Below are 24,734 nucleotides of genomic sequence, written 5' to 3' on the forward strand. Positions count from 1 at the left end.
TTTCTGCCGACAATGCCCGAACCACAGGCAAGAAAAAGCCCGCACGTGGCGGGCTTCTACACGACAGCGGTGAATCAGTCGTCGCGACCCATGATGCCGAACAGCTGCAGCAGGCTCACGAACAGGTTGTAGATCGATACGTACAAGCTGATGGTGGCCATGATGTAGTTGCGTTCGCCACCGTGGATGATCGCGCTGGTCTGGAACAGGATGCACACCGACGAGAACAGCACGAAACCGGCACTGATCGCCAACTGCAGACCGGCGATCTGGAAGAAGAAGCTCGCCAGTACCGCGCCCAGCAGCACGAAGAAGCCTGCGGTGATGAAGCCGCCAAGGAAGCTCATGTCCTTGCGGGTGATGAGCACGTAGGCCGACAGGCCGCCGAACACCAGCGCCGTCATGGCGAACGCCGAGCTGACCACTTCGGCGCCGCCCTGCATGCCCAGGTAGCGGTTGAGGATAGGGCCGAGCAGGAAGCCCATGAAGCCGGTGAGAGCGAAGGTGGACACCAGGCCCCAGGCCGAATCACGCAGCTTGTTGGTCAGGAAGAACAGTCCGTAGAAGCCGATCAGCACGACGAAGATGTTCGGGTAGCCGACGCGCATCTGCTGCGCGACGTAGGCCATCACGCCACTGAAAGCCAGGGTGAGTGCCAGCAAGCCGTAGGTGTTGCGCAGGACGCGGCTAACTTCTAGCTGCTGCACCTGCGAGCCTTGATTAACTGCATAATCCTGTTCGCGCATGGCGAGACTCCTTTGATTGAACACGTCTGAAACGTTCAGATGCAAAGATCATATCAGACCCTTGCGTAGCCGCTCTATCCAGAGTTTGACAGCGTGTTTCATTCCGGTATTATGGCGCCCGCAAAGCAACCAGCAAGACATTCGGGAAATTGGCAGAGTGGTTGAATGCACCGGTCTTGAAAACCGGCGAACGTTAATAGCGTTCCCAGGGTTCGAATCCCTGGTTTCCCGCCAAACATCGAAAAGCCCCGCATTGGCGGGGCTTTTTCGTTTTCGCTGTTCCAGTAGTGCCATGTCGCGAAACCCACTTGTGCAGGTGTCCTGATTGTTGCGTTACAGCAAGAAAAAGATGTCGAGGTTGATCAGGAAAGGCGTCGTCTACGTGACGGTGATGGGAGTGATGGGCAATTCCGGCAGGATCTTCGATCACCTCTCGGCCTGGCAGCCGTGGCGCCTGGCCAAACAGATGCTTGGCTATGTATTGATGCATTGAGGTATTGATGCATTGAGCTTCTGCGCTTCAGTGCGAAGTCAATCGCCCGCGCAGCGCCGAAACCCCGGCGCGCAGCGCATGGCCGCGGCATGTCAGCACCATCAGCGAAGCCGCGGCCGCCACGGCCATGTCTTTCTGGGCATCCCAGAAATCGCCCTGGGCACCGACGAAGGCCGAGTCGCCCCCGCCCACGTACGCCGCACCTGCCCACTCCATCAGTTCATAGAGCATCGAGGTCGACAGTACCAGCGACCACGCGATCAACGATGCCCATGCGCCCTTTAGCCTACACTTCTGCACGACAATGTCTCTGAGCGGCAGGCTCAGCAACACGCCGTACGCAAGGTGCACGAATCGGTCATATTGATTGCGTTCCCAGCCAAACGCCGCATTCAGATCGATACCGCTGATCCGATGCAGCAACTCGTTGTAAGGGACTTGCGGATAGGTGAAGTGAGTGCCTACCTGATGCAGGCAGAGGAACGCGATTACCATCACCCATGACCGGCGGCTCCATTGAAAGTCGTGGCGGGTGAACCAGGCGGCAAGGGCACCCACCAGTACCAGGATGTTTTCGATCAGCCAGGTTTGCCGGTCCAGCGGCTGCCAGCCCGAGGCGATCACTGCCAGCAGCAACGCCCAGTGCCAGTAGCCGATGCCTGTTGTTCGAGTTTTCATCAGCATGCCCTTTGCCAAATCTCATGCTGCAGTTGATCACCGTACCTTTCATTAATTCGCTTCGGGTTGCAAAGCAAGTGCATGCTGCTCAGCTCCGGGTGGAAGTAATGGAAAAATCTCAAATCAGACTGAACATTTATCGAACTACCACCCGTCGTATCTATCTGCAACCAACGCACGATAGATAGGTCAAGAGACTTACAGCCGCCGGATGCCGGCATCTCCATGACAGGTATCGTCCATGATCGGAATCATCGTTCCCGCGCATAATGAAGAAGCAGTGGTTGCCCAGTGCATCGAGTCGTTGCTGATTGCCGGTGAACATCCGGCCCTGGCGGGCGAGGAGGTCTGCGTGGTCATCGTGCTCGACCAATGCACCGATGGTACCCAGCGTGTGGTCAATCGCTATCCGGTGCAAAGCCTGGTCGTCTCGAACTGCAACGTCGGGCGCACGCGTGCGGCCGGGGCCGAATCGCTGCTGGAGCAAGGTGCCCGTTGGCTGGCGTTCACCGACGCCGATACATTGGTACCACCCACCTGGCTGGTGGACCAGCTGCGCTTTCGCACTGACGCCGTCTGCGGAACCGTTCGTATAGACGACTGGTCGCTGCACGCCGAAGAAGTCCGCGCTCGCTACGATTCGCTCTATACGCCTGTCGAAGGCCACAAGCATGTTCATGGCGCGAACATGGGGGTAAGCGCTCAAGCGTACCGCCGGGTGGGCGGGTTCAAGCCGCTCAAGGCCCATGAAGATGTGCACCTCGTCGCCGATCTGAACGAAGCCGGGGCATCCATTACCTGGACCTCGATCAACTGCGTAACCACCAGCGCTCGTCTGGACTGTCGCTGCCGCGAAGGCTTCGGCGACTATCTGCGCTCGCTGTCGATCAGTGCTTCCTTTGAAGCCGTGGGTTGATCGTGCCTGAGCGTCCGAATGGCGAGCATGAACACTGCAAATAAGATCGGAACTATTTCCAACCGGCAACGCCCTAAATTCAGGCAGCAAGTACGGAGCTTTCGGCTTACATACTTCAAGTACTGTCACTAAACGATGATCAAGGTGAGGCACAACATGAAAAGCGAACAAATCGAAGGCGTAGCAGAAAAGATCGCTGGCAAGGCTCAGGGCGTAGTGGGCAAGTTGGTCGGTGACCATTCCCTGCAAGCCGAAGGCGCAGGCCGTGAAGCGGCTGGCCAGCTGACCAAGACCTACGGCGATGCGTTGAACAATGTGTCTGCCTTCGTCAAGGAAAAGCCAGGTGCCTCGTTGGCCATCGGCGCGGCCATCTTCGTACTGGTCAGCCGCTTCCTGCGTCGCTGATTCTGTTCGATAGCAAAGCTTTTCCCAGATCGTTCGGTATCAGACGTCACGTCGGCTGAACGGTCGGGGAAAGCCGCCCCCAGGGCGCTCTAGTTGCAACCCGTTTTATCCCCAACCCAGCGAATCGCGGATCACACGCCTGTAAGGCGTGCATATTTGCTGCGGCAGGTTTTCGATGTATTCCCGTGCATGGGTCCGAACGTCCCCGGTCAGCCCCTGCAAGTAGCCCACGACATCACAGGCGCTGGGCAGGCGAGCCTCAACGCCGCCGAACCGCGGTGGCAGGGCAGTCCAGATCACTGCGTCCAATTGCCTGTCGTGCGCCCACCGGGCGATGATCCCGGTATCTCTCTGGCTGCGGATGAAGCTGCCGATGCCGTCCTGGCGCGACCGAGGGATCTGCTCGCGCTCACGCAATGCGTCACACGCCTCCTCCAGTGCGTGGCTGTCCAGTAGCGCCCAAAGGGCAGGGCTGACAGGTGCGTTCATGCAGATCGCCGTAGCCAGCTCACCACCGTCGCCTACCCGGCAGAGTTCTACGGGAAACTCGGGTCCGTCCACATGCCAGGGACTGCACACCGGCAATTGATCCGGCTTCCATACCAGTGATCCCCAGGCCAGACACGCTATCTTCATCATCGATTTCCGTTTGAGCGGTGATTGCCTGCAAGTGCAGTGTCAACTCTGGCCGGTCCGAAGGGGCACAAGTTCAGGTCATTGGCTGAACGGGGCTCAGCGTGGCGTGGTGATCATTCCAGCGGCGGTCATGAAAGCAGGGGCGCAGCCAAAGTGGTCAGGCGTTGTTTGTCTTCATCCAGTGCAAGCACGGCGTCCGCCCGTTGGATTAGCCGTCTCGCATGCAACCGGCATTGTGGGCCGAAAGTTTCCGGGCTGATGTCGTGCAGGCTGATGAGGGCTTTGATCATGCGGATGTCGACCTCGAGCAATCCGGCACCGTCGCGTGCCACCAGCGTGAAGAAGTCGTCGAACAGATCGGCCAGTTGCAGGCCTCGGACATGGACTCGGCGGCAATGGGGATCAATGGCTTGGGAGGTAGCCTCGGCAGTGCTTTCCACGTGCCAAGCGGTGAAACAACGGACCCCGCGGCCGATGACGTCGATCACCGTGCCTGAGTCGTTGGTGGCCGGTGAGAGGGCGCGCGAGGCGATTTCCGCCAGGACCGAAATGCCGAACCGCGGGTCCTGTTCGAAGCTCCGGCGCAGGCCGACAGTGACGGCAGCGCGAATGTCTACCGCCAAGGCATCATGGTCCACTTCTTTGGGCGTGGGAGCGTGGCTCGCGCTGTCCTCGGTGAACCAAGCCATGGGCGCGCCGAGGTGCAGAAACGCGCCGGGCAGTATGCTGATGTAGATCTGTAGCCCGTGTTTCTCGCCCAGGGTGCCTAGGGCTGCGATGTCGATATGCTGTACATAACCGGTCTCATCGCTGCGCACGGCGCGGGCCGTTGCCGGGGCAATCAGATCGACCGGGTAGGGCGCCGCGCCCATGTGCGGCCATTGCGCGCGGTTCTTCAGAGATTGCAGCGCCGCGGCCTCGACGCGGTCGATGGTTTCGCCGACCCGGCCTAGCTTGGACAGGTGGTCGATCCAGCGCAACAGCGTGTAGACAATCAGGATGATCATGACGATGGTCACCGCGAACAGCACCACCCGCCCTTGAGCGCCGTAGGCGCCGGTGCTCAGGGCAATGATCCCGACCAGGCTGAAGAGGAACGAACCGATGAAGGTTGCCAGGGCGTTCTGCGTGGTGGTGTCCTCCATCACCAACGATGTGGCACGGGGCGTCACGCCGCTGCTGGCAGCGCTGTAGGCACTGACCATGGTGCTGAGCGAGAAGGTGGTCACCGCGAGCATGCTCGAGGCGATGATGGCCAGGATCTTGTCGACCGAGTCGGCGCCGATCCGCGTAGGCAGGTCGGCGGGTACGAAGTCCTTGAAGACGATGGCGACCAGTGCCGTGGCGATGCCGGTCAGGGAGAACAGGCTTGCGCGGAACCACAAGCGTTTGGTCATCTGACCCAGGGCCCAGCGCCAGCGAGCGATCATCGTGTATTCCTCGGGATTGTCAGTCGGACCGCCAGCAGCCATGCGAGCGCGGCTGCACATTGAGTGCCCAGAGCTGACGAAAGTTTCATGCCACCGTAGGAGCGGTCATCGGCCACGAAAGGAGCGACGCGGTGTATCGGCCATGACGACAGCGGCCTGGTCGATTGCACGGAACCCCGGATCGGTCTGCAGGCTCACAGTGTAGAGACCCTCATTGAAAGGAACCGATCATGGCCGATGACAAGCAACCGCCCGCCGAAGACACCGAGGACCAGACGCCCGCCCATTCCACTCCTGAAGAGAAGGAACGGCTGAAGGATTTCAACAAGGATGGCATCCCGCCAGGCGTGGCCTGAGGCTGGACGACCGCTAACGCAGCAATGGCCCACATCCAAGACTGGAGCAGTTATGAGCAACGATACCAAGCCTGATAACGACCTGGGGTTCGATCCGGATTCCCCTGATCTCGCTGACCCGCAGATCGATCCGCCCAAGCCGGCCAAGAAGCCCGAAAGCGACGCGTCCGAACAGACCGGCGGCGCAGATAAATATCCGCCCTATGGCAGCAAGGACTGAGTCTGGTAGCCTTGTGCAGGCAGCCCTCGGAGCCTGCCTGCCGCAATACGCTGAAAGCGTGAGCGCGCCGCCGCTGCCGAGCGGCCGTGCACCCACGCTGCGACACGTCTCCAGCCATGACATCGCCAGGAGAAGCTCTAGATGATTCCCACCACTGAAATGCGCCGCATCGTCGAAGCCAGCTTCGCGCCCCTCAAGTGCCACTGCACGTTGAATCCGGGGGGCACCATGACGGTCGAGGTGTCCGATCCGGCCAGCGGTCAAGTCGACCTGTTGATGGTAGGTGTCGATACCCAGCCGCTGTCCAGCAGTCGGGCGATAGCCGAACTGGTGGCGCAGCTGCGTGCCGAGCTCAAAGGCAACCAGGAGTGGTTCTGCCGACATGCTCCGCGCGGTGCTACCCGGTCGTGATCAGGCCGGGTCCTTCTGGCGCTGGGGCAGTGCCTGCTCGTTGTTCTCGATGGTCCACAACGGTCTGAACAGTCGGGTCCACATCGCCACGATGACCAGTGTGCTGACAGCGCCGAACAACGCTGCCGGTACCGTGCCCAGCGCCGTTGCGCTGACTCCCGCGCGGAATTCCCCCAGCTCGTTCGAAGATCCGATGAACAGCATGTTCACTGCGCTGACCCGCCCACGCATGTCGTCGGGCGTGGCGAACTGGATCAGCGAAGAGCGAATGTACACACTGATCATGTCCGCTGCCCCCGCGATGAACAGCGCCGCGCACGACACCCAGAACCAGGTGGACAAGGCAAACACCAGATTGGCCACGCCGAACACCGCCACCGCGAGGAACATGCGCTGGCCCATCTGCGCGTTGAGCGGGCGGATGCTCAGATAGAAGCCCATGCCCAGCTCACCCAGCGCGATGGCACTGCGCAGCAGGCCCAGCCCGGCAGGGCCGACATGAAGGATTTCCGCAGCATAGATCGGCAGCAGCGCCACTACGCCACCTAGCAGCACCGCGAACAGGTCCAGGGATATCGCGCCCAGGATGATCGGTCGCGAGGTGATGAAGCGGATGCCGGCGGTAAAGCGACTCACTGCAGTGGTCTGGTCGTCTACCGGGCGTACGATGCGTACGCTGGGCACCCACTGCAGCAGCAACACACCCAACGCAAAGCCCAGCAGGCAGATGCCGAATGTCCAGCCACCAATGGCGGCATACAGCAGCCCGCCCAGCAGGGGGCCGGCAATTACCGCCACTTTCATGATCATGCTGTTGGTGGCAATGGCCTGGGCCAGGTGCTCGCGCGCAACGATCTGCGGCAGCAGGCTCTGCACGGCAGGCCCGGTGAACGCGCGGGTACAGCCGAACACGAACAGCGCGACGTAGTAGGGCCAGGTGTCGACGGTTTCATTCAGCGCCAGCCATAGCAGTGCGGCGGAGGAAAGCACCGACACGCTCCAGCTGATCTGCAGGATCCGCCGCCGGTCGAAGCGATCCAGCAGATCCCCGGCTGGCAGCAGCAACAGTACCATCGGGATGAACTGGGCCAGGCCGACGTAGGCCAGAGTCAATGGATGGCGGGTCATGTCGTACATGTGCCAGGCGACGACGATGGCCTGGATCTGCATGGCGAACATGGCCGCAAGACGTACCATGAGAAAGGCACTAAAGCCGGGCTGGGAGAAAATGGCGGTGGAGTTGCGTTTCAAGGTCGACGTTCTTGTGCCAGTCAATGGGTCGCGCGATCAGCGCATACGTATCAAGATGTTAACGAAACCGAGTGTACGTTATGAGGCGTGAAGTGCGCACGCGGTTGCTCACCGTTCGGGGCCTGCGGCACGTTTCATGTGTCGATAATGACTATTGACGAACGCAATAGTGGCGCCTCGATTCGGCTGGTATCTTTGATTTCGAAGATTGAATACAAGGCCAGGCGCTGATTCTTCCCCGCATAGCGACTGGCCAAGTGCTCTGCTTCAACTCTCTTTGGTTAGATTTTCAGCCACCGCACGTCAGTGCGGTGGCTTTTTTTTTGCCTAGGGCCCATGCCCGATATCCGTAGGAGCGTTCCGTCAGGCACACCGCAGTCAACCTTTCGCGGCCGATGACCGCTCCCACAGGTGGCGGCTATCGCAAGCCATCGCCGATTCCCTGTAGGAGCGGTCCGGGGCCGCGAAACGGGCGCTGCGTTGCGTCAGGTACACCGCAGTCAACCTTTCGCGGCCGATGACCGCTCCCACAGGCACCGCCCACCTCATGTAGGAGCGGTCCGCGGCCGCGAAACAGGCGCCGCGGTCCGTCAGGCCGAATCACTGCGCCGAGAAGGCAAACACTGTGGTGTGGGTGTAGGTCTGGCTCGGATCGAGGCGGGTGCTGGCGAACTTGGGCTGGTTGGGGGCATCGGGGAAGTGCTGGGTTTCCAGGGTGAAGGCACCCCAGTGCGGATAAACCTTGCCACCCTTGCCGCGAACGGTGCCGTCGAGGAAGTTGCTGGTGTAGAACTGCACGCCCGGCTCGGTGGTGTACAGCGTCAAGGTACGCCCCGAGACCGGGTCGGTCACTTTGGCCGCCTCGCGTTTCAAGTCGCCTGCGCTGTCGAGCACCCAATTGAAATCGAAGCCCCCTTGTTTCGGCTCGGCGAATGCCAGTTGTTCATGCTTGGCGCCGATGTGCTTGCCGATGGCGGTAGGCGCGAGGAAATCCATCGGCGTACCTTTCACAGGCGCCAACTCGCCGGTCGGGATCAACTTCGCCGTCACCGGCGTATAGCGGCTCGCATGCAAGGTAGCCACCTGCTTCAGCACATCGCCACTGCCAGCACCGGCCAGATTGAAATAACTGTGGTTGGTCAGGTTGAGTACGGTCGGTTTGTCGGTGGTGGCCTTGTACTGCACGCGCAGCTCGTTGCGCTCGTTCAGGCTGTAGGTGACCTCGGTCGACAGAGTGCCGGGAATGCCCATTTCGCCATCGGGCGAGCGATAGGTGAAGGTGGCCGCGACCTGGTCGGCATCTTGCGTGGCCTTGACCGCCCACACGTGTTTGTCGAACCCTTGGGTGCCGCCGTGCAAGGCATTGCTCTTGTCATTGAGCGGTACCGAATAGGTCTGCCCGTCCAGGCTGAACTTTCCCCCGGCCAGACGGTTGCCGAAGCGCCCGATGGTCGCGCCGAAATACACGGTGGGATTGGCCTGGTAGCCCTGCACGTCATCGAAGCCCAGCACCACATCCGCCACCTGGCCTTTCTTGTCGGGCACCTGCAGGGCCTGCAGGGTCGCGCCGTAGGTGATGATGCTGGCTTTCATACCGTGGCTGTTGCTCAAGGTGATCTTTTCCAGCGGCGTGCCATCGGGCAGCGCGCCGAAGCTTTCGCGGGTCGAAGTCAAGCCTGCCGCATGGGCAGAGATGGAAACAGTCATGAGGGTCAATCCAATAGCGCCGAGCAGTTTTTGATGAATGGGCATGTAAGGCGTTCCGTATGTTTTTATAGGAATGGGCTGAATGCCGAGGTTGGACAACCTGGCTCCAGTGATGGCTGCAATGGCAGGTATAGCTGAAATTCGACGACCGCTTCAATAAATGGTAATACTATTTGCCAGCCCGGCCTCCGCCTCGCTGACGGCAAGATATCCGCCTGCAAGCCTTCGGCAACGTGTGCGTGACGTTACGTTACAAATGCCTATCCGGATATATGGTATGACTATTCATTGATGTTGCTGGACGCTGTAGCTATTCAATAAAAATAAGGAGTTAGCTATGCTGAGTCGTCATGGGATCCGTTCCCTGTGCTGTGCCGCCCTGACCGCCGCGATGTTTGCAGGCTCATCGGCTTCCTGGGCCGAAGAGGTCAAGATCGGTTTTCTGGTCAAGCAGGCTGAAGAGCCCTGGTTCCAGACCGAGTGGGCTTTTGCCGAAAAGGCCGGCCGGGACAAAGGCTTCAAGGTCATCAAGATCGCCGTGCCTGACGGTGAGAAAACCCTCTCCGCAATCGACAGCCTGGCCGCCAATGGCGTCAAGGGCTTCGTCATCTGCCCCCCGGACGTCGCGCTGGGTCCGGCCATCGTGGCCAAGGCCAAACTCAATGACATGAAAGTGATGGCCGTCGACGATCGCTTCGTCGATGCCAAGGGCAACTTCATGGAGGACGTACCGTACCTGGGTATGGCCGCCTTCGAAGTGGGCGAGAAGCAGGGCATGGCCATGGCCGGCGAAGCCAAGAAGCGTGGCTGGGACTGGAAAGACACCTACGCCATCATCAATACCTACAACGAGCTGGACACCGGCAAGAAGCGCACTGACGGCTCGGTCAAGGAGCTGAAGGCGGCGGGCTTGCCCACCGAGCACATTCTGTTCGCCGCGCAGAAGACCCTCGACGTTCCCGGCAGCATGGACGCCACCAACTCCACGCTGGTCAAGCTGCCGTCAGGTGCCAAGAACCTGATCATCGGCGGCATGAACGACAACACCGTATTGGGTGGCGTGCGCGCCACCGAGAGTGCCGGATTCGCCGCAGCCAATGTGATCGGCATCGGCATCAACGGTACCGATGCCATTGGTGAGCTGAAGAAAGCCAACAGCGGCTTCTTCGGCTCCATGCTGCCCAGCCCCCATACCGAGGGCTACAACACGGCAAGCATGATGTTCGAGTGGGTCACCACCGGCAAAGAGCCGCCCAAGTACACCGCCATGGATGACGTGACCCTGATCACCCGCGAGAACTTCAAGCAGGAACTGGAAAAGATCGGTTTGTGGAACTGATCTGACCGATGGCCTCTGCCCCGGCAGAGGCTGATTCTTCACGGCCTGCCGTGATGCCTGCTCTGGAGTTGTATCCATGCGTGTAGAGTCATTGCGTTTCAACGGTATCGGCAAGAATTTTCCGGGCGTGCGCGCGTTGTCGGACATCAGCTTCGAAGTTCGCCCGGGCAGCGTGCATGCCCTGATGGGCGAAAACGGTGCCGGCAAGTCCACCCTGTTGAAGATCCTCGGTGGTGCCTACCAGCCCAGCACGGGCAGCCTGCAGATCGGTGCGCAGACCCTGGTGTTCAAGTCCGCCGCCGAGAGCATCGGCAGCGGCGTGGCAGTGATTCACCAAGAACTGCACCTGGTGCCGGAAATGAGTGTGGCCGAGAACCTGCTGCTGGGCCACATGCCAGCGCGGTTCGGCCTGATCGATCGCGGCGCCATGCTGCGCCGGGCCGCAGAACTGCTGGCCGGTCTGGCCGACGAGATCGATCCGCGTCAGCGCCTGGGTAGCCTGTCCCTGGGCCAGCGGCAGTTGGTCGAGATCGCCAAGGCGATGTCGCGCAATGCCCATGTGATTGCCTTCGACGAGCCGACCAGCAGCTTGTCGGCTCGCGAAATCGACCGGCTGATGACGATCATTGCCAAGCTGCGCGACGAGGGCAGGGTGGTCCTCTATGTCTCCCACCGCATGGAGGAGATATTCCGCATCTGCGACGCCGTCACGGTGTTCAAGGACGGCCGCTACGTGCGCACTTTCGACGACATGGCCGAGTTGACCCACGACCAACTAGTGACCTGCATGGTCGGTCGTGACATCCAGGATATCTATAACTATCGTCCGCGCCCCCAGCAGGGCGAGGCGCTACGGGTGGACGGGCTGCTCGGACCGGGGCTGCACGAGCCGGTCAGTTTCAGCGTCGCCAAGGGTGAAGTGCTGGGCTTCTTCGGCCTGGTGGGCGCAGGTCGCACCGAGCTGTTGCGCCTGCTGTCGGGATTGGCGACGAGCAAGGCGGGCAGCCTGACTCTGGAGGGACGCACGCTGACCCTGGCCAATCCGCGCGATGCCATCGCCGCTGGCATTCTGCTGTGCCCGGAGGACCGCAAGAAGGAAGGCATCGTGCCCCTGGCCAGCGTGGCCGAAAACATCAACATCGGTGCGCGCGACCGCCACCTCACCCTGGGGTGCCTGGTGCAGGGCGCGTGGGAAAAGGACAACGCCGCGCGCCAGATCAAGGCGCTGAACATCAAAACCCCGTCCGCCGAGCAGCCGATCATGTACCTCTCGGGCGGCAATCAGCAAAAGGCCATCCTTGGTCGCTGGCTGTCGATGCCGATGAAGGTGCTATTGCTCGACGAACCCACTCGCGGCATCGACATCGGTGCCAAGGCCGAGATCTACCAGATCATTCATGGCCTGGCCGCCGATGGTATCGCGGTGATCGTGGTGTCCAGCGACCTGATGGAAGTGATCGGCATCAGCGATCGAATCCTGGTCATGAGCGAAGGTGCGTTGACCGGCGAAGTGCTGCGCGAACAGGCGCAGGAATCCAGGTTGCTGCAATTGGCACTGCCGCGCACTCGCGGCTGAACAATAACAACAGAGGTGCTTATGTCTACGCAAAACACGCTGCCGGCGCCCCGCCAGGGCCTCAACCTGCGCCGCTTTCTTGACGAGTGGGTGATGCTGCTCGCCGCGCTGGCGATCTTCGTGCTGTGCACGATGTTCATCGACAACTTTCTCTCGCCATTGAACATGCGCGGGCTCGGTCTGGCCATTTCAACCACCGGCATTGCGGCCTGCACCATGCTCTACTGCCTGGCGTCCGGGCATTTCGACCTGTCCGTGGGTTCGGTGATTGCATGCGCCGGGGTGATTGCGGCGGTGGTGATGCGCGACACCGAAAGCGTGTTGCTGGGCGTGGGTGCGGCCTTGCTGATGGGCCTTGTCGTTGGCTTGATCAACGGCATCGTCATCGCCAAGTTGCGCATCAATGCCTTGATCGCGACCCTGGCGACGATGCAGATCGTGCGCGGACTGGCCTATATCTTTTCCAACGGCAAGGCCGTCGGGGTCATGCAGGAGGACTTCTTCATCTTCGGCAATGGCCAGTTGATGGGCGTGCCGGTGCCGATCCTGATCACCATCGTCTGCTTCATCTTTTTCGGTTGGTTGCTCAACTACACCACCTATGGGCGCAACACCATGGCCATCGGTGGCAACCAGGAAGCGGCGCTGCTGGCGGGCGTGCACGTGGATCGCACCAAGATCATCATCTTTGCCGTGCACGGAGTGATCGGGGCGCTGGCCGGTGTAGTGCTGGCGTCACGGATGACCTCGGGTCAGCCGATGATCGGCCAGGGCTTCGAATTGACGGTGATATCGGCGTGTGTGCTGGGCGGGGTGTCACTGGCCGGGGGCATCGGCATGATTCGCCACGTGATCGCCGGGGTGTTGATTCTTGCGATCATCGAGAACGCGATGAACCTGAAGAACATCGACACGTTCTATCAATACGTGATTCGCGGGACGATCCTGCTGATCGCGGTGATCATCGATCGCTTGAAGCGGCGCTGATTTGCGGAGCGGCTTTCGCGGCCGATGACCGCTCCTACAGGGGAATGCACATCTGTAGGAGCGGTCATCGGCCGCGAATCAGGCGCTACCGCAGCAACGGTCGGGCTCAGACCACCATCGACAACAGCAGGATGAAGATCAGGCCGACGACGGACAGGATGGTTTCCATCACGGTCCAGGTCTTCAGGGTTTCGGTCACGGTCATGTTGAAGTACTGCTTGACCAGCCAGAAACCCGCATCGTTGACGTGCGACAGGATCACCGAGCCGGCGCCGGTGGCCAGTACCAGCAGCTCACGGTTGACGCCGGGCATCATGCCGATGACCGGGGCGACGATACCGGCACCGGTGATGGTCGCGACCGTTGCCGAACCTGTAGCGACGCGAATCACCGCAGCCACCAGCCACGCCAGCAGAATCGGGTTGACCTCGGCCTGTACGGCCATCTGGCCAATGATGTTGCCCACACCGGTATCCACCAGCATCTGCTTGAAACCACCGCCAGCGCCGACGATCAGCACGATGGCAGCGGTAGGCGCCAGGCTCTGGTCCAGCAGCTTCATGATCTTCGAGCGGTCGAAACCGCGCGCCACACCAAAGGTGTAGAAGGCCAGCAACAGGGCCGCGAGCAGTGCGGTGATCGGGTGGCCGATGAAGTCCATCCACTGGCGGAACAGGTTCTCCGCTGGCAGGGCCACGTCGGCGAAGGTCTTGAGCATCATCAGGAACACAGGCAGCAGGATGGTGATCAGGGTCACCGCGAAGCTGGGCAGGTTCTGGTTGTCCGACTCCTTGGCGATCTGGTCCATCAGCTCCTTGGAGGGATTGCCCGGAATGTACTTGGAGATGAACGAGCCGAAGATCGGGCCGGCGATCATTGCAGTAGGCAGGCCGACGATCAGACCGTAGAGAATGGTCTTGCCGATATCGGCGTTGAAGATGCCGATGGCCAACAGCGGGCCAGGATGCGGCGGCACCAGACCGTGCACTACCGAGAGACCGGCAAGCAGCGGAATGCCGATCTTCACCAGCGACACGCCGGAACGGCGGGCGACGATGAACACCAACGGGATCAGCAGCACGAAGCCGATCTCGAAGAACAGCGGGATGCCCACCAGGAACGCGGAGAACATCATCGCCCAGTGAATGCGCTTGACCCCGAACTTGCGGATCAGGGTTTGCGCGATCTGGTCGGCGCCGCCCGAATCGGCCATCAGTTTGCCGAGCATGGTGCCCAGCGCAAGGATGATGCCGACAAATCCAAGAACCCCGCCAAAGCCGTCCTGAAACGACTTCATGACTTTGACGACCGGCAAGCCGGACGTCAGGCCGAGGAAGATCGCTGCGATGGTGAGTGCGACGAAAGGGTGGACCTTGAACTGGGTGATAAGCACGATCAGACCAATGATGGTGACCAGTGCATCGAGCAGCAAGTAAGTGTCGTGAGCTAAGCCAAACATAAAGGTTTGCCTCGTGTTGTCGTTGTTGTGGGCGCAACGGTTGTGGTTGGGGACATCAGGCACTGCTGCGCGGAATGCCCAGACAGCGCTGTCTTCGAGTACCGATCAAGCCAGCGTGGAAGCGCCATGCTCGACCAGCCAATGTTCCACCTGCTGCGCCAGCTCCACGATGGGAGTGGTCGCATCCAGGTCCAAGGTCAGTGGTTCGCCGGTCGGCGCTTCCAGGGCAGCGAATTGGCTGTCGATCAGGCTGGCCGGCATGAAATGGCCGGGCCGATGGGCAACGCGGTTGGCGGCTTCTTCGCGGGTCAATTCGAGAAAGACGAAGCCCAGGCCGGGCACAGCGTCGCGCAGGGTCTTGCGATACTTGAGCTTGAGCGCCGAGCAGGTCAGCACAGGGCGTTGCCCGGACTCGATGCAGGCACGCATTTCCTCGCCCAGGCGTACCAGCCAACCGGCGCGGTCATTGTCGTCAAGGGGGTGGCCGGCGCTCATCTTGGCGATGTTGGCTTCGGGATGAAAGCTGTCGCCTTCGATCAGGCGGCCGCCGCTGCGGCCAACGATGGCGGCGCCGACGCTGCTCTTGCCGCAGCCGGAGACTCCCATCACCACCAAAGCGTTCAGAGGGGCATTCATCTAGTCACTCCTGCTGGGCCGGCCGTTCGTGGATACGGCGCCCTCATCTTATTGATCTTGTCAAAGCAGTCTGGTGCAGCCTGCGGTAATAGCAAGGCACAAATCATTATTGCTCTGGATTCGAGACAGCGCTACCTTACCTCAACTCTTTTTCATTGCAAGTAGATAACAACAAGAATCATGGCGCGAATCGGTTCACGCGCAACTGGCCTGCCGACCCTGGCCGAAGTTGCCAAACTTTCAGGTGTTTCCCCTATCACGGCTTCGCGCGCACTGCGCGGAGTGTCCACAGTCGCTCCGCAGTTGGCCAGCAAGGTGCTGGAGGCCGCGCAGACCCTGGGTTATGTAGTCAACCCGGCCGCACGCGCCTTGGCCTCGGCGCAGAGCCAGTCGGTGGTGGTGCTCATTCCCTCGCTGTCCAACCATTTGTTCATCGACACGCTGGAGGCCATCCACGAAGTGATGCGTCCGCGCGGGCTGGAAGTGCTGATCGGTAACTACCACTACGATGTCGACGAAGAAGAAAACCTGATTCGCAATTACCTGGCCTACAAGCCGGGCGGCATCCTGCTGACTGGCATGAGCCGCAGCGAACGCTCGCAGGCCATGCTGCACAACAGCGGCGTGCCGTGCGTGCACATGATGGAGTTGGGCGCCGGCGGCGGGCGCGCCTGTGTCGGCTTCTCTCAGGAGCAGGCTGGGAGCGTGGCGGCCCAGCATCTGCTGGACGCCGGTCGCCGACGCCTGGGGTACGTCGCCGCGCAGCTCGACCCCCGCGTGATGCAGCGCGCCGAGGGGTTCAGGGCGGCGCTGGTGAGGGCGGGGGTGCATGATCCCCAACTCGAGGTGCTGTGCCCGCAGCCTTCGTCAATCGGCCTGGGCGGGGAGTTGTTCGCTGATTTGATGCAGCGTCATCCAGATGTCGACGGGGTGTTCTTCTGCAACGACGACCTGGCCCAGGGCGCCATCTACGAGGCCCAGCGCCTGGGCATCGCCATTCCGGGACGAGTGGGCATGGTGGGCTTCAACGATCTGCCGGGTTCGGCGCATCTGGTACCGCGCCTGACCTCGATCCGTACCCCGCGCGCCGAGATCGGCCGCAAGGCGGCGCAGATGTTACTGGACAGCATGGCTGGCAAGAGTGACAGCGCCCAGGCAATCGACTTGGGCTTCGAACTGGTCGTGCGCGAAACCTGACGGCGGAATGCCTGATGCCACGCGGTGATGCCGGACGCGGCTTGCGCCGCTGCTACAGGGGATCGCGGCGCTTCTGTAGCGTCGGCGGTGGGAGCGGTGTGTCTGATGCCACGCGGTGATGCCGGACGCGGCTTGCACCGCTGCTACAGGGGATCGCGGCGCTTCTGTAGCGTCGGCGGTGGGTGCGGCGTGCCTGATGCCACGCGGTGAAGCCGGACGCGGCTTGCGCCGGTGCTACAGGGGTGGTGCTGTACATGATGCCGCGCTGGAATTCAGCGCAGGTCGCGTTCCTGGCCAGGGCTGTGGTTGAACAGGCGTTTGTATTCCCGACTGAACTGCGAGCTGCTCTGATAACCCACGCGCAACGCAACCTGGTTGACGTTCATTGCGTCCGCTACCAGCAGCGCACGGGCCTTGAGCAGGCGCAGGCGCTTGATGTACTGCACGGGGGAGGCAAGGGTGTTGCGCTTGAAATGCTCGTGGAACGTCGATGCACTCATGTTCGCCCGTCGCGCCAGATCATCGACCTGCAGCGGCTGCTCGTAATTCGCGTGCAGCCAGGACAGTGCACCGGCGATACGGGCGAATTGGCCTTGCTGTTCCACGAGGGCGCGCAACACATGCCCGTTGGGCCCGCGCAGTGCGGTGTAAAGCACCTCGCGCAAACGCGCCTGACCCATTGCCAGGCGGTCCTGCGGATCGTGCAGACACTGCAGCAGCCGTTCCACGGCCCCGCGCATGGGGTCGTCCAGTGGTACCGCGGTCATCGACTCGGTGGTCTGCGCCTGGCTCGGTCCGGGCTCCATGGCCAGCACCAATTCGCCCAGCAATGTGCGGTCGATCGGTATCGACACGCCCAATAGAGGCAATTGTTCGCTGGCGAAGGTTTCGCATTCGAAGGGCACCGGCAGGGCCTGGATCAGGTAATGGCCGGCGCCGTATTCCAAGGTGCGCTCGCCCAGGTACGCCAGTTTGCTGCCTTGCGCGATCACCATCAGGCTGGGTTCATAGATCTGCGCGGTACGCGCCACGTGGCTGCGACACGAGACGATGCGCAAACCGTCGATAGAGGTCGGGATCCAGTCATCGGCAATGGCCAGCGGGTGGATCAGCTGTACCAGTCGGGCGTTGGCGTCGAGGTGTTTGGTCAGGCTCATGGGATACCACGGATCAGGCATGAAATCAGTTCCGGATGATCGCACGTTCGGGCCCCGTTTGCGGGGTGCTCGGAGGAATGGGCATTCATCGCGCAGGATCGGACATGGCCTCGGGCGCGCGGGAAAGCCACAATCGGGGCCTGATCATTTTCGTTTCGAGAGGTTTACCATGTCCAAGGCACTCGGCTACGCCGCGCTTTCGCCCACCACGCCCCTGGCACCCTTGAGCTTCGAACGTCGCGCCTTGCGCCCTGACGACGTCAGCATCGAAATCCAGTATTGCGGCGTGTGCCACTCCGACCTGCACCAGGCTCGCAACGATTGGGGCATTGCGGTGTACCCACTGGTACCGGGCCACGAAATCGTTGGCCGCGTGGTTGCCGTCGGCGCCCAGGTGCAGAAGTATGCCGTGGGTGACCGCGTCGGTGTGGGCTGCATGGTCGACTCCTGCCAGCATTGCGACGCCTGCCACGCGGACCTCGAGCAGTACTGCCTGGAAGGCCCGACCATGACCTACGCCACGCCTGATCGCGTCGATGGCAGCAACACCATGGGCGGGTATTCCGACAGCATCGTGGTCAGCGAGAATTTCGTGGTACGCATTCCCGACGGCCTCGACCCGGCCAACGCCGCGCCGATCCTGTGCGCCGGCATCACCACCTACTCGCCGCTCAAGCATTACGGCGTCAAGCCGGGTGACAAGGTTGGCATTCTGGGCATGGGTGGCCTGGGCCACATGGGCATCAAGTTCGCCAAGGCGCTGGGCGCCGAAGTGACGCTGTTCACCCGTTCGGCGAGCAAGGCTGCCGAAGGCCGTCGCCAGGGTGCGGACCATGTGATCGTATCGACCGATGCCGAGCAGATGAAGGCCGCCGCCGAGACCTTCGACTTCCTGCTCGACACCATTCCGGTGCCTCACGACCTGAACCCCTACCTGGAAACCCTGCGTTTCGACGGTGTGCACATTCTGGTCGGGCTGATTCAGCCGGTAGATCCTGCCCTGCATGCGGCCAACCTGGTGCTCAAGCGCCGCGTGCTCGCCGGTTCGCTGATCGGCGGTATCAAGGAAACCCAGGAGGTGCTGGATTTCTGCGCCGAGCACGACATCACCTGCGATATCGAGATGCTGGACATCAAGAACATCAACGAGGCGTTCGAACGCATGCACGCCGGTGACGTGAAGTACCGCTTCGTGATCGACATGGCTACCCTCAAGGCCTGATACGGCAGGTTAGAACCTGTGTAGGAGCGGTCCTTGGCCGCGAACCAGGCGCTGCGGTGTGTCATACACTCTGCGGTGTGCTTTTCGCGGCCGCTGACCGCTCCTACGGGTACGGGGTCATCGGTAGGAGCGGCCTGAGGCCGCGAAACGGGCGCCGCGGTGTCCCGTTGCTACTTTATGCAACCATTCCTGCGCTGCAGCCTCAAAGCTGCAATCCGTGCCAGGAACATCCCCGATGTCTTCATCTTCCGCCCGCCCGTTGCGCATCGGTGTGCTGACGCACATCAAACACCCCATTCGCCAACCGTTCGCCGGCGGCCTGGAAGCGTTCACTCACGACGTCACGAGCGGGCTGATGCAGCGCGGCCATGAGGTCACGCTGTTCGCCAGTTCGTCCAGCGATCCGGCGCTCAACATCGTGCCGGTGTGGGATGACACCACTTACAAAGATGGCCGGCGGGCCTGCCTGAGCTCCGAATACATCGAGGAGCATCACGCCTACCTCAAGGCGATGCAGAACATCGACGACCGCCGCTTCGACGTCATCTTCAACAACAGCCTGCACTATGTGCCTGCGACCATGGCCTCGATGATTCGCACGCCGATGCTGACGGTGCTGCACACCCCGCCGTTCTTCGAATTGATCAACGCTTACAGCGGCGAGCGCCGCGCCGGGCACTTCGCGACCATCTCCGAAGCCAATGCGCGGCAGTGGAAAGACGTCATTCCCGAGTGCCATATCATCCCCAACGGCATCGACCTGCAGCTGTGGTCGCCGCGCGCGGCACCGCTGGAGCATGCCATCTGGTTCGGTCGGCTGGTGCCCGACAAAGGCGCGCACCTGGCCATGGACGCCGCGAAACTGGCCGGGGTGCCGCTGCGCCTGGCCGGTCAGGCGGTCGACCCGCGCTACTTCAAAGAGCAGATCCAGCCGCGCTTGAGTGACCAGTGCCAGTACCTTGGCCACTTGGGCCGTGACGAACTGGCCATCGAGCTGGCCAGCGCATCCGCCGCCTTGGTCACGCCCTGCTGGGAAGAGCCCTTCGGCCTGGTCGTGGCAGAAGCGCTGGCCTGCGGCACGCCTGTGGCGGCCTTCGCCCGTGGCGCGGTAGGTGATCTGCTGACCGACGCTACCGGTGCGCTGGCTGCAGGCGGGGATGTCGAAGGCTTGGCTCAGGCGCTGCGCCTGGCCCGGCGCAAGTCACGCCTGGCCTGCCGGCTGCACGCCGAGAGCCAGTGGAGCCACGAGGTCATGCTCGATCGCTACGACACGCTGCTACGGCAGGTGGCCGTCGCCGGTGCCTGAGCGCGCGCAGGTTGGCTACTACGTGCATCACCACGGTTCCGGCCATGGCATGCGTGCTCTGGCCATCGCCAGGCACATGGACTGCGACGTCACGCTGATCGGCTCGCGGTTGCCCGAAGCCGACTACCCCTCGACGATCAAGGCCCTGCATTTGCCCGGCGACACTGCGCCCGGTATGCACGTGGAGAGCTTTCCCGCGCTGCATTATGCGCCCTTGGCCGTGGACGGGCTGCGCGAACGCATGGGGCTTCTGGCTGACTGGATGCGTAGCGCCTGGCCGTGTCTGCTGGTGGTCGATGTATCCGTGGAAGTGGCGATGCTGGCGCGTCTTCTCGGCGTACCGTGCGTGTACATGCGCCAACACGGCGAGCGTACTGATCCGGCTCATCTGCAGGCCTATGCATCGGCCTCGCGCTTGCTCGCGCCATACCCGGCCTCGATGGAGTGCAGCCAGATGCCCGATTGGGTGCTGGCCAAGACCGATCACTGCGGTTGGGTGTCCCGTTACAGCGAACGCAGCAGCGTGCAGGTCGAGCCGGAGCATGGGGCGGTGCTGGTGATCACTGGACAGGGAGGCACGGCATTTACCGTGGATTCGCTGATTGCCATTGCCAGACGCTGTCCCGATGATCGGTTTCGGGTGGCCGGACCGTTGCCCGCCAGTGACCTGCCGTTGCCGGCAAACCTGACACTGCTGGGGCAACTCGCCGACCCCTTGCCGGAACTGCTGCGCGCCGAGATCGTGGTGGGCAGTGCCGGTGACAATGTGGTCGCCGAGGTCGCACACCTGGGCGGTCGCTTGATCGCCATCGCCGAGCAGCGGCCGTTCGACGAGCAACGCCTGCAGGCGTTGCAGCTCGAAAGGCTGGGCGTCGCGCTCGGTGTGTCCGGCGTGCCAGAGGCAGACGAATGGCCGGCCCTCCTGCAGCGGGCTCGGCACTTGCCCGGTCGCAGCGGCTGGCACGGGTTGCTCAATGACAACGCCGCACCGGACGCCGCCCGCATCATTCTGGATACGCTGCACCGGCATTTCGGATCGAAATAAGGAAGTAATGGCGCGCTCAGCCCGCCTTGAGCGCCAGCGGCGGGATGAACGCCTCGAGCTCGGCTTCCACCGCCTCGATGATGCGCTCGACGTCGGCAGCATTCATGACCGTCGCACAGGGCAGCCCGGCGATGGCCAGCAGGGTTTCGCCGCTGCTGCGGTCGAACAGCCTGGCTACCATGCTGCTGGGCGCGTCCATACTGCCCTCGAAGCCCATGGGGTGAAAGTGCCAGCGCATGACCTGGCAAGCGTTTGGAAATGTCATCTTGTTCATCGCGCCCACCTGTTGCACGCCGCACGTGGCAGGGCAGACCATCCGAATGGATAGCCTGTCGAGTGTTAAAAGTAGCACTGCCTGGATGACAGCTGTGCGCTTTGGCGCAAATACCGCGCGATTTCACCAAGTTTCATGATCTGCGTCAGTTTTTGCAGGACGCAAGCGAGGAGGCATCCGGTTTGCCGACCACGACATCGCAGCCTCCGGGCTTGAGCAGGATGGTCAGCAGCGCCGAAAGCAGCAGCGCTCCGCTCATCAACAGATAGGACGCGCCTGGGTTGCCGGTACTGGCGTTCAGATAGCCGACCAGGTAGGAGCCGGCGAACGAGCCCAGCGCGCCCATGCTGTTGATCAGCGCCATGGCGCCGCCGGCCACGTTGGCGGGAAGGATTTCCGGCACGATGGCAAAGAACGGACCATAGGGCGCGTACATGCACGCCCCGGCGATCACCAGCAGTGCATAGGACCCCCAGAAATGCTCGCTGCCCAGCGCGTAGGAGCCGTAGAACGCCAGTGCCGCCAGCAGCAGCGGCGGCCAGACGAAGCGCTTGCGCCGTTGCATACGATCGGAAAACCAGCTCACCACCAGCATGCCGATGACCGCCGCGAGGTAGGGCAGGGAGGACAGCCAGCCGGCCTCGATCATGTCCATCTGCGCGCCCTGCTTGAGAATCGACGGCAGCCACAGCACGAAGCCGTACACGCCCACGCTCCACAGGAAGAACTGCAACGACAGGGTGATGACCTTGCCCGAACGGAAGGCTTCGGCGTAGTTCTTCACCGGCTTCATGCCCACCTGCTCGGCGGCCAGGGCCTGCTGCAGGTCGTCCTTTTCCTGTTGGCTCAGCCATTTCGCCTGGGCGGGGCGATCATCGGCCAGGCGCCACCAGATGAATGCCCAGATGACGGCGGGCAGCCCTTCGATGATGAACATCCAGCGCCAGCTGTAATGCTGGATCAGATAGCCGGACACCACCGACATCCACAGCATCGTCACCGGGTTGCCGAGTATCAGGAAGGTGTTGGCCCGCGAGCGTTCGGCGCGGGTGAACCAATGGCACAGGTACACCAGCATCGCGGGCATGACCACGGCTTCGACCACGCCGAGCATGAAGCGGATCACGATCAGCCAATAGGCGCTGGAGACGACACCGGTCAAGGTGGCCAGGCTGCCCCAGAGGATCAGGCTGACGAAGATCAACTGCTTGACGCTGTGCTTCTGCGCATAGATCGCGCCGGGGACCTGGAAGAAGAAGTAACCCAGGAAGAACAGGGCACCGAGCAGCGACGACAGGCCTGGCGTGATGTTCAGGTCGGCGGCCATGCCCGAGGCTGCGGCGAAACCATAATTGGCCCGGTCCAGATAGGCCAGGCTGTAGGTGATGAAAACGATTGGCATGATGTACCACCAGCGACGGCTGGCGAGTTTCACGGTCTGGCTGTGCATGGTCTGACTCCTGAGCATTTTGTAATTGTCGCAACAGGTAGGGCGTTTTGAATCAAGGGTTCAGCGTGCAACGTTTTGCGGGTGTCTTTTTTGCGTGCGTCAGTGGCGTTCGTCCTCGATCAGCGCGGCGCGCGTCGGCAGGCCCTCCATGTCGCCCGGGTTCTGCACGGTCAGGCTGCCGATCCAGTTGCCGCGCGCGGCGGCCTGGGCCAGGTCACGACCTTCGAGCAGGGCACTGATGACGCCCACGGCAAAGCCGTCACCCGCGCCGACCGTGTCCACCACCTTGGCTACCGGACGGCTGGCCACGTAGCCTTGCCGCTCGGCGCTGCAATAGAACGCGCCGTCCGCGCCCAGTTTGATCACCACCGCTTGCACACCCAGGTCCAGATAGAAGCGGGCAATGTCTTCGCAGCGCTCGTGTCCGGTGAGCAACTGTCCTTCGGCCAGGCCTGGCAATACCCAGTCGGCGAGTGCAGCCAAGCTGTTGATCTGCTCGATCATGTGCGCCTGGCTGGGCCACAGCGACGGGCGCAGGTTGGGATCGAACGAGACACTGCGGCCTACCGAGCGCATGGCGGTCATCAAACCGCGGGTCAAGGCATTCATGCTCGGCGACAGCGCTGGGGCGATGCCGGTGGCATGCAGGTGACGGGCATCGAGCAATCGCGCAGGTACGTCGGCGATGCCCATATGGCTGGCCGCCGATCCGCGGCGAAAGTATTCGACCGTGGGGTCGCGGCCATCGTCCTGCAGCGACTTGAATTGGAACCCGGTGGGGTGCTGTGAATCCACGCCGACATGGCTGCAGTCCAGGCCCTCGCGCTGCAACGCCGCGACGATGAACCGACCGAGCGAGTCGTTGCCGACCCGGCTCAGCCAGGCGACGTTGAAGCCCAGCCGCGACAGGCCGATGGCGACGTTGTTGTCGGCGCCGGCAATGCGCTTGTGGAAACGCTCGACATCCGCCAGTTCGCCGGTCTGCTCGGCGACGAACATGGCCATGGTTTCACCGAAACTCAGTACATCGAACTCAGCCATGGGCCACCTCCTGCGCAGCGGGGCCAAGGCAGGCGAGGGTGGCCACCTGGGCTTTGCCGGCAGCCAGCAGGTCGGCGCCCTGCAACGGGTACTCGATGGCCCGCACCAGGCCTGGTGACATGTGGCAGAGCAGACGCGACCATTGATGCAGGTCGCTCAGCTCGGGCGGCGTGGCGACCAGCTTGCCCGCTGCCGTGCGTCGTACCGCTTTGCAGTGGATGTACTCGACGAAAGGGCCCAGCTGTCGGGCGGCAGTCGATACCGACTGTTGCTGCCATTGCCAGTTGCCGATGTCGAAGGTCATGCCCACCGGCAGGGCTTGCCGGGCGGCTGCGGTGAAGAAGTCGACCAGAGGGTCGATCCGTCCACCCTGAGTAGTCTGGTCGTTCTCGATCAGCAGGCGCACGGGTTGATCGCGCAACTGGTCATGCAACAGGTGCAAGTCGCTGGCAGTGGAGAAAAAGCCCAGCGAGACCTTGAGCCAGATCGCGTTGCACGCAGCCGCGCAAGCGAGCGCCTGTTGCAGCTGCGGATTGGGCGCAGCCTGGCCGGGCTGCCACAGTTCGAGCGGCGAGGAATAGACACAGGTCAGGTCTTGCGCGGTGATCGCGCTGCGCAGGGAGGGCGCATCGAAGTCATCGAAAAGCTCCTCGCGCAGTTCGATATGGCTGGCACCGGTCTGGGCAACCAGCGGTGCCAGGCTGGCCTGACCCTGTGAACGGACGTGGTCCGCGCCGAAACTGGAAAGGCTGATGGAGACGGGATAGGGATGCATTGTTATTGTCCTCTGAAACCG

26 protein-coding genes and 1 tRNA gene are annotated in these 24,734 nt (G+C 62.1%); 14 read left to right on the forward strand and 13 right to left on the reverse strand.

Annotated features, from left to right (window positions below; genetic code table 11):
* Positions 1-74 precede the first annotated feature (74 nt).
* Positions 75-746, reverse strand: a complete 672-nt coding sequence (locus IFT98_RS04570; RefSeq protein ID WP_043189407.1) for a Bax inhibitor-1/YccA family protein — start codon at positions 744-746, stop codon at positions 75-77.
* Between the two features lie 143 nt (positions 747-889).
* Here IFT98_RS04570 and IFT98_RS04575 point away from each other — a divergent pair.
* Positions 890-980: transfer RNA gene (locus IFT98_RS04575), tRNA-Ser, on the forward strand.
* A gap of 91 nt (positions 981-1,071) precedes the next feature.
* Positions 1,072-1,239, forward strand: a complete 168-nt coding sequence (locus IFT98_RS04580; protein WP_192047139.1) for a hypothetical protein — start codon at positions 1,072-1,074, stop codon at positions 1,237-1,239.
* 27 nt (positions 1,240-1,266) lie between these two features.
* Here IFT98_RS04580 and IFT98_RS04585 read toward each other — a convergent pair whose 3' ends face one another.
* Positions 1,267-1,917 (reverse strand): DUF2238 domain-containing protein, encoded by a 651-nt coding sequence (locus IFT98_RS04585; RefSeq protein ID WP_192047138.1) that lies wholly within the window; start codon positions 1,915-1,917, stop codon positions 1,267-1,269.
* 241 nt (positions 1,918-2,158) lie between these two features.
* Here IFT98_RS04585 and IFT98_RS04590 point away from each other — a divergent pair, with 241 nt between their 5' ends.
* Entirely contained in the window at positions 2,159-2,833 is a 675-nt protein-coding gene (locus tag IFT98_RS04590) for a glycosyltransferase (RefSeq protein ID WP_192047137.1), read from the forward strand.
* A 156-nt stretch (positions 2,834-2,989) separates the two neighbouring features.
* Positions 2,990-3,238 carry a CsbD family protein gene (locus IFT98_RS04595; RefSeq protein ID WP_122477013.1) on the forward strand — a complete coding sequence of 83 codons (249 nt, stop codon included), beginning with the start codon at positions 2,990-2,992 and terminating at the stop codon, positions 3,236-3,238.
* Between the two features lie 105 nt (positions 3,239-3,343).
* On the opposite strand, the gene IFT98_RS04600 is transcribed toward IFT98_RS04595, so the two are convergent.
* Positions 3,344-3,874, reverse strand: a complete 531-nt coding sequence (locus tag IFT98_RS04600) for a hypothetical protein (RefSeq protein WP_192047136.1) — start codon at positions 3,872-3,874, stop codon at positions 3,344-3,346.
* 128 nt (positions 3,875-4,002) lie between these two features.
* Positions 4,003-5,304 (reverse strand): DUF2254 domain-containing protein, encoded by a 1,302-nt coding sequence (locus IFT98_RS04605; protein ID WP_192047135.1) that lies wholly within the window; start codon positions 5,302-5,304, stop codon positions 4,003-4,005.
* A 230-nt stretch (positions 5,305-5,534) separates the two neighbouring features.
* On the opposite strand from IFT98_RS04605, the gene IFT98_RS21065 reads away from it, so the two are divergent.
* The 3 genes from IFT98_RS21065 (at position 5,535) to IFT98_RS04615 (ending at position 6,291) form a co-directional block, all read left to right on the forward strand.
* The gene (locus tag IFT98_RS21065; RefSeq protein ID WP_090358366.1) at positions 5,535-5,660 is read left to right on the forward strand and encodes a hypothetical protein; all 126 of its coding nucleotides are present in this window, start codon (positions 5,535-5,537) and stop codon (positions 5,658-5,660) included.
* 52 nt (positions 5,661-5,712) lie between these two features.
* Positions 5,713-5,880 (forward strand): DUF6021 family protein, encoded by a 168-nt coding sequence (locus IFT98_RS04610; RefSeq protein ID WP_192047134.1) that lies wholly within the window; start codon positions 5,713-5,715, stop codon positions 5,878-5,880.
* 141 nt (positions 5,881-6,021) lie between these two features.
* Positions 6,022-6,291: a DUF1652 domain-containing protein gene (locus IFT98_RS04615; protein WP_122715286.1), complete on the forward strand. Its 270-nt coding sequence runs from the start codon at positions 6,022-6,024 to the stop codon at positions 6,289-6,291.
* Here IFT98_RS04615 and IFT98_RS04620 read toward each other — a convergent pair whose 3' ends face one another.
* Entirely contained in the window at positions 6,292-7,542 is a 1,251-nt protein-coding gene (locus IFT98_RS04620; RefSeq protein WP_192047133.1) for an MFS transporter, read from the reverse strand.
* Between the two features lie 600 nt (positions 7,543-8,142).
* On the reverse strand, positions 8,143-9,294 hold the full coding sequence (locus IFT98_RS04625; protein WP_192047132.1) for an aldose epimerase family protein: 1,152 nt from the start codon (positions 9,292-9,294) through the stop codon (positions 8,143-8,145).
* 292 nt (positions 9,295-9,586) lie between these two features.
* Here IFT98_RS04625 and IFT98_RS04630 point away from each other — a divergent pair, with 292 nt between their 5' ends.
* The 3 genes from IFT98_RS04630 to araH all read left to right on the forward strand — a co-directional run bounded on the left by IFT98_RS04630 (position 9,587) and on the right by araH (position 13,151).
* The gene (locus IFT98_RS04630) at positions 9,587-10,588 is read left to right on the forward strand and encodes a substrate-binding domain-containing protein (protein WP_192047131.1); all 1,002 of its coding nucleotides are present in this window, start codon (positions 9,587-9,589) and stop codon (positions 10,586-10,588) included.
* 76 nt (positions 10,589-10,664) lie between these two features.
* Positions 10,665-12,164, forward strand: coding sequence for an L-arabinose ABC transporter ATP-binding protein AraG (araG, locus tag IFT98_RS04635; RefSeq protein WP_192047130.1), 1,500 nt, complete (start codon positions 10,665-10,667; stop codon positions 12,162-12,164).
* Positions 12,165-12,185: 21 nt separating this feature from the next.
* A complete protein-coding gene (gene araH, locus IFT98_RS04640) occupies positions 12,186-13,151 on the forward strand; it encodes an L-arabinose ABC transporter permease AraH (RefSeq protein WP_122477025.1) in 966 nt (321 codons plus the stop codon).
* 106 nt (positions 13,152-13,257) lie between these two features.
* On the opposite strand, the gene IFT98_RS04645 is transcribed toward araH, so the two are convergent.
* Together IFT98_RS04645 and IFT98_RS04650 are read right to left on the reverse strand one after the other, a co-directional pair.
* Positions 13,258-14,610 carry a GntP family permease gene (locus IFT98_RS04645; protein ID WP_122477027.1) on the reverse strand — a complete coding sequence of 451 codons (1,353 nt, stop codon included), beginning with the start codon at positions 14,608-14,610 and terminating at the stop codon, positions 13,258-13,260.
* Between the two features lie 105 nt (positions 14,611-14,715).
* Positions 14,716-15,246, reverse strand: a complete 531-nt coding sequence (locus IFT98_RS04650; protein WP_122715290.1) for a gluconokinase — start codon at positions 15,244-15,246, stop codon at positions 14,716-14,718.
* Between the two features lie 180 nt (positions 15,247-15,426).
* On the opposite strand from IFT98_RS04650, the gene IFT98_RS04655 reads away from it, so the two are divergent.
* The gene (locus tag IFT98_RS04655; RefSeq protein ID WP_192047129.1) at positions 15,427-16,443 is read left to right on the forward strand and encodes a LacI family DNA-binding transcriptional regulator; all 1,017 of its coding nucleotides are present in this window, start codon (positions 15,427-15,429) and stop codon (positions 16,441-16,443) included.
* 272 nt (positions 16,444-16,715) lie between these two features.
* Here the strand turns inward: IFT98_RS04655 and IFT98_RS04660 are convergent, their stop codons facing one another.
* Entirely contained in the window at positions 16,716-17,600 is an 885-nt protein-coding gene (locus IFT98_RS04660) for an AraC family transcriptional regulator (protein WP_192047550.1), read from the reverse strand.
* A gap of 169 nt (positions 17,601-17,769) precedes the next feature.
* Between IFT98_RS04660 and IFT98_RS04665 the strand changes: the two genes are divergently transcribed.
* From IFT98_RS04665 to IFT98_RS04675, 3 genes are all read left to right on the forward strand, one after another.
* Entirely contained in the window at positions 17,770-18,822 is a 1,053-nt protein-coding gene (locus IFT98_RS04665) for an NAD(P)-dependent alcohol dehydrogenase (protein WP_122478292.1), read from the forward strand.
* A gap of 235 nt (positions 18,823-19,057) precedes the next feature.
* Positions 19,058-20,128, forward strand: a complete 1,071-nt coding sequence (locus IFT98_RS04670; protein ID WP_244650794.1) for a glycosyltransferase family 4 protein — start codon at positions 19,058-19,060, stop codon at positions 20,126-20,128.
* Positions 20,121-21,173 (forward strand): hypothetical protein, encoded by a 1,053-nt coding sequence (locus IFT98_RS04675; protein WP_192047128.1) that lies wholly within the window; start codon positions 20,121-20,123, stop codon positions 21,171-21,173. The genes IFT98_RS04670 and IFT98_RS04675 overlap by 8 nt, the downstream gene beginning before the upstream one ends.
* Before the next feature lie 16 nt (positions 21,174-21,189).
* Here IFT98_RS04675 and IFT98_RS04680 read toward each other — a convergent pair whose 3' ends face one another.
* The 4 genes from IFT98_RS04680 to IFT98_RS04695 form a co-directional block, all read right to left on the reverse strand.
* Positions 21,190-21,465 (reverse strand): DUF1652 domain-containing protein, encoded by a 276-nt coding sequence (locus tag IFT98_RS04680; RefSeq protein WP_192047548.1) that lies wholly within the window; start codon positions 21,463-21,465, stop codon positions 21,190-21,192.
* Positions 21,466-21,592: 127 nt separating this feature from the next.
* The gene (locus IFT98_RS04685; RefSeq protein ID WP_192047127.1) at positions 21,593-22,897 is read right to left on the reverse strand and encodes an MFS transporter; all 1,305 of its coding nucleotides are present in this window, start codon (positions 22,895-22,897) and stop codon (positions 21,593-21,595) included.
* Between the two features lie 99 nt (positions 22,898-22,996).
* Positions 22,997-23,938: a sugar kinase gene (locus tag IFT98_RS04690; protein WP_192047126.1), complete on the reverse strand. Its 942-nt coding sequence runs from the start codon at positions 23,936-23,938 to the stop codon at positions 22,997-22,999.
* The gene (locus IFT98_RS04695; protein ID WP_192047125.1) at positions 23,931-24,713 is read right to left on the reverse strand and encodes a TIM barrel protein; all 783 of its coding nucleotides are present in this window, start codon (positions 24,711-24,713) and stop codon (positions 23,931-23,933) included. Before IFT98_RS04695 ends, IFT98_RS04690 begins: the two co-directional genes overlap by 8 nt.
* Positions 24,714-24,734: the final 21 nt, after the last annotated feature.

Origin of the sequence: Pseudomonas sp. CFBP 8770, assembly GCF_014841705.1 — a bacterium.
Lineage (GTDB): Bacteria > Pseudomonadota > Gammaproteobacteria > Pseudomonadales > Pseudomonadaceae > Aquipseudomonas.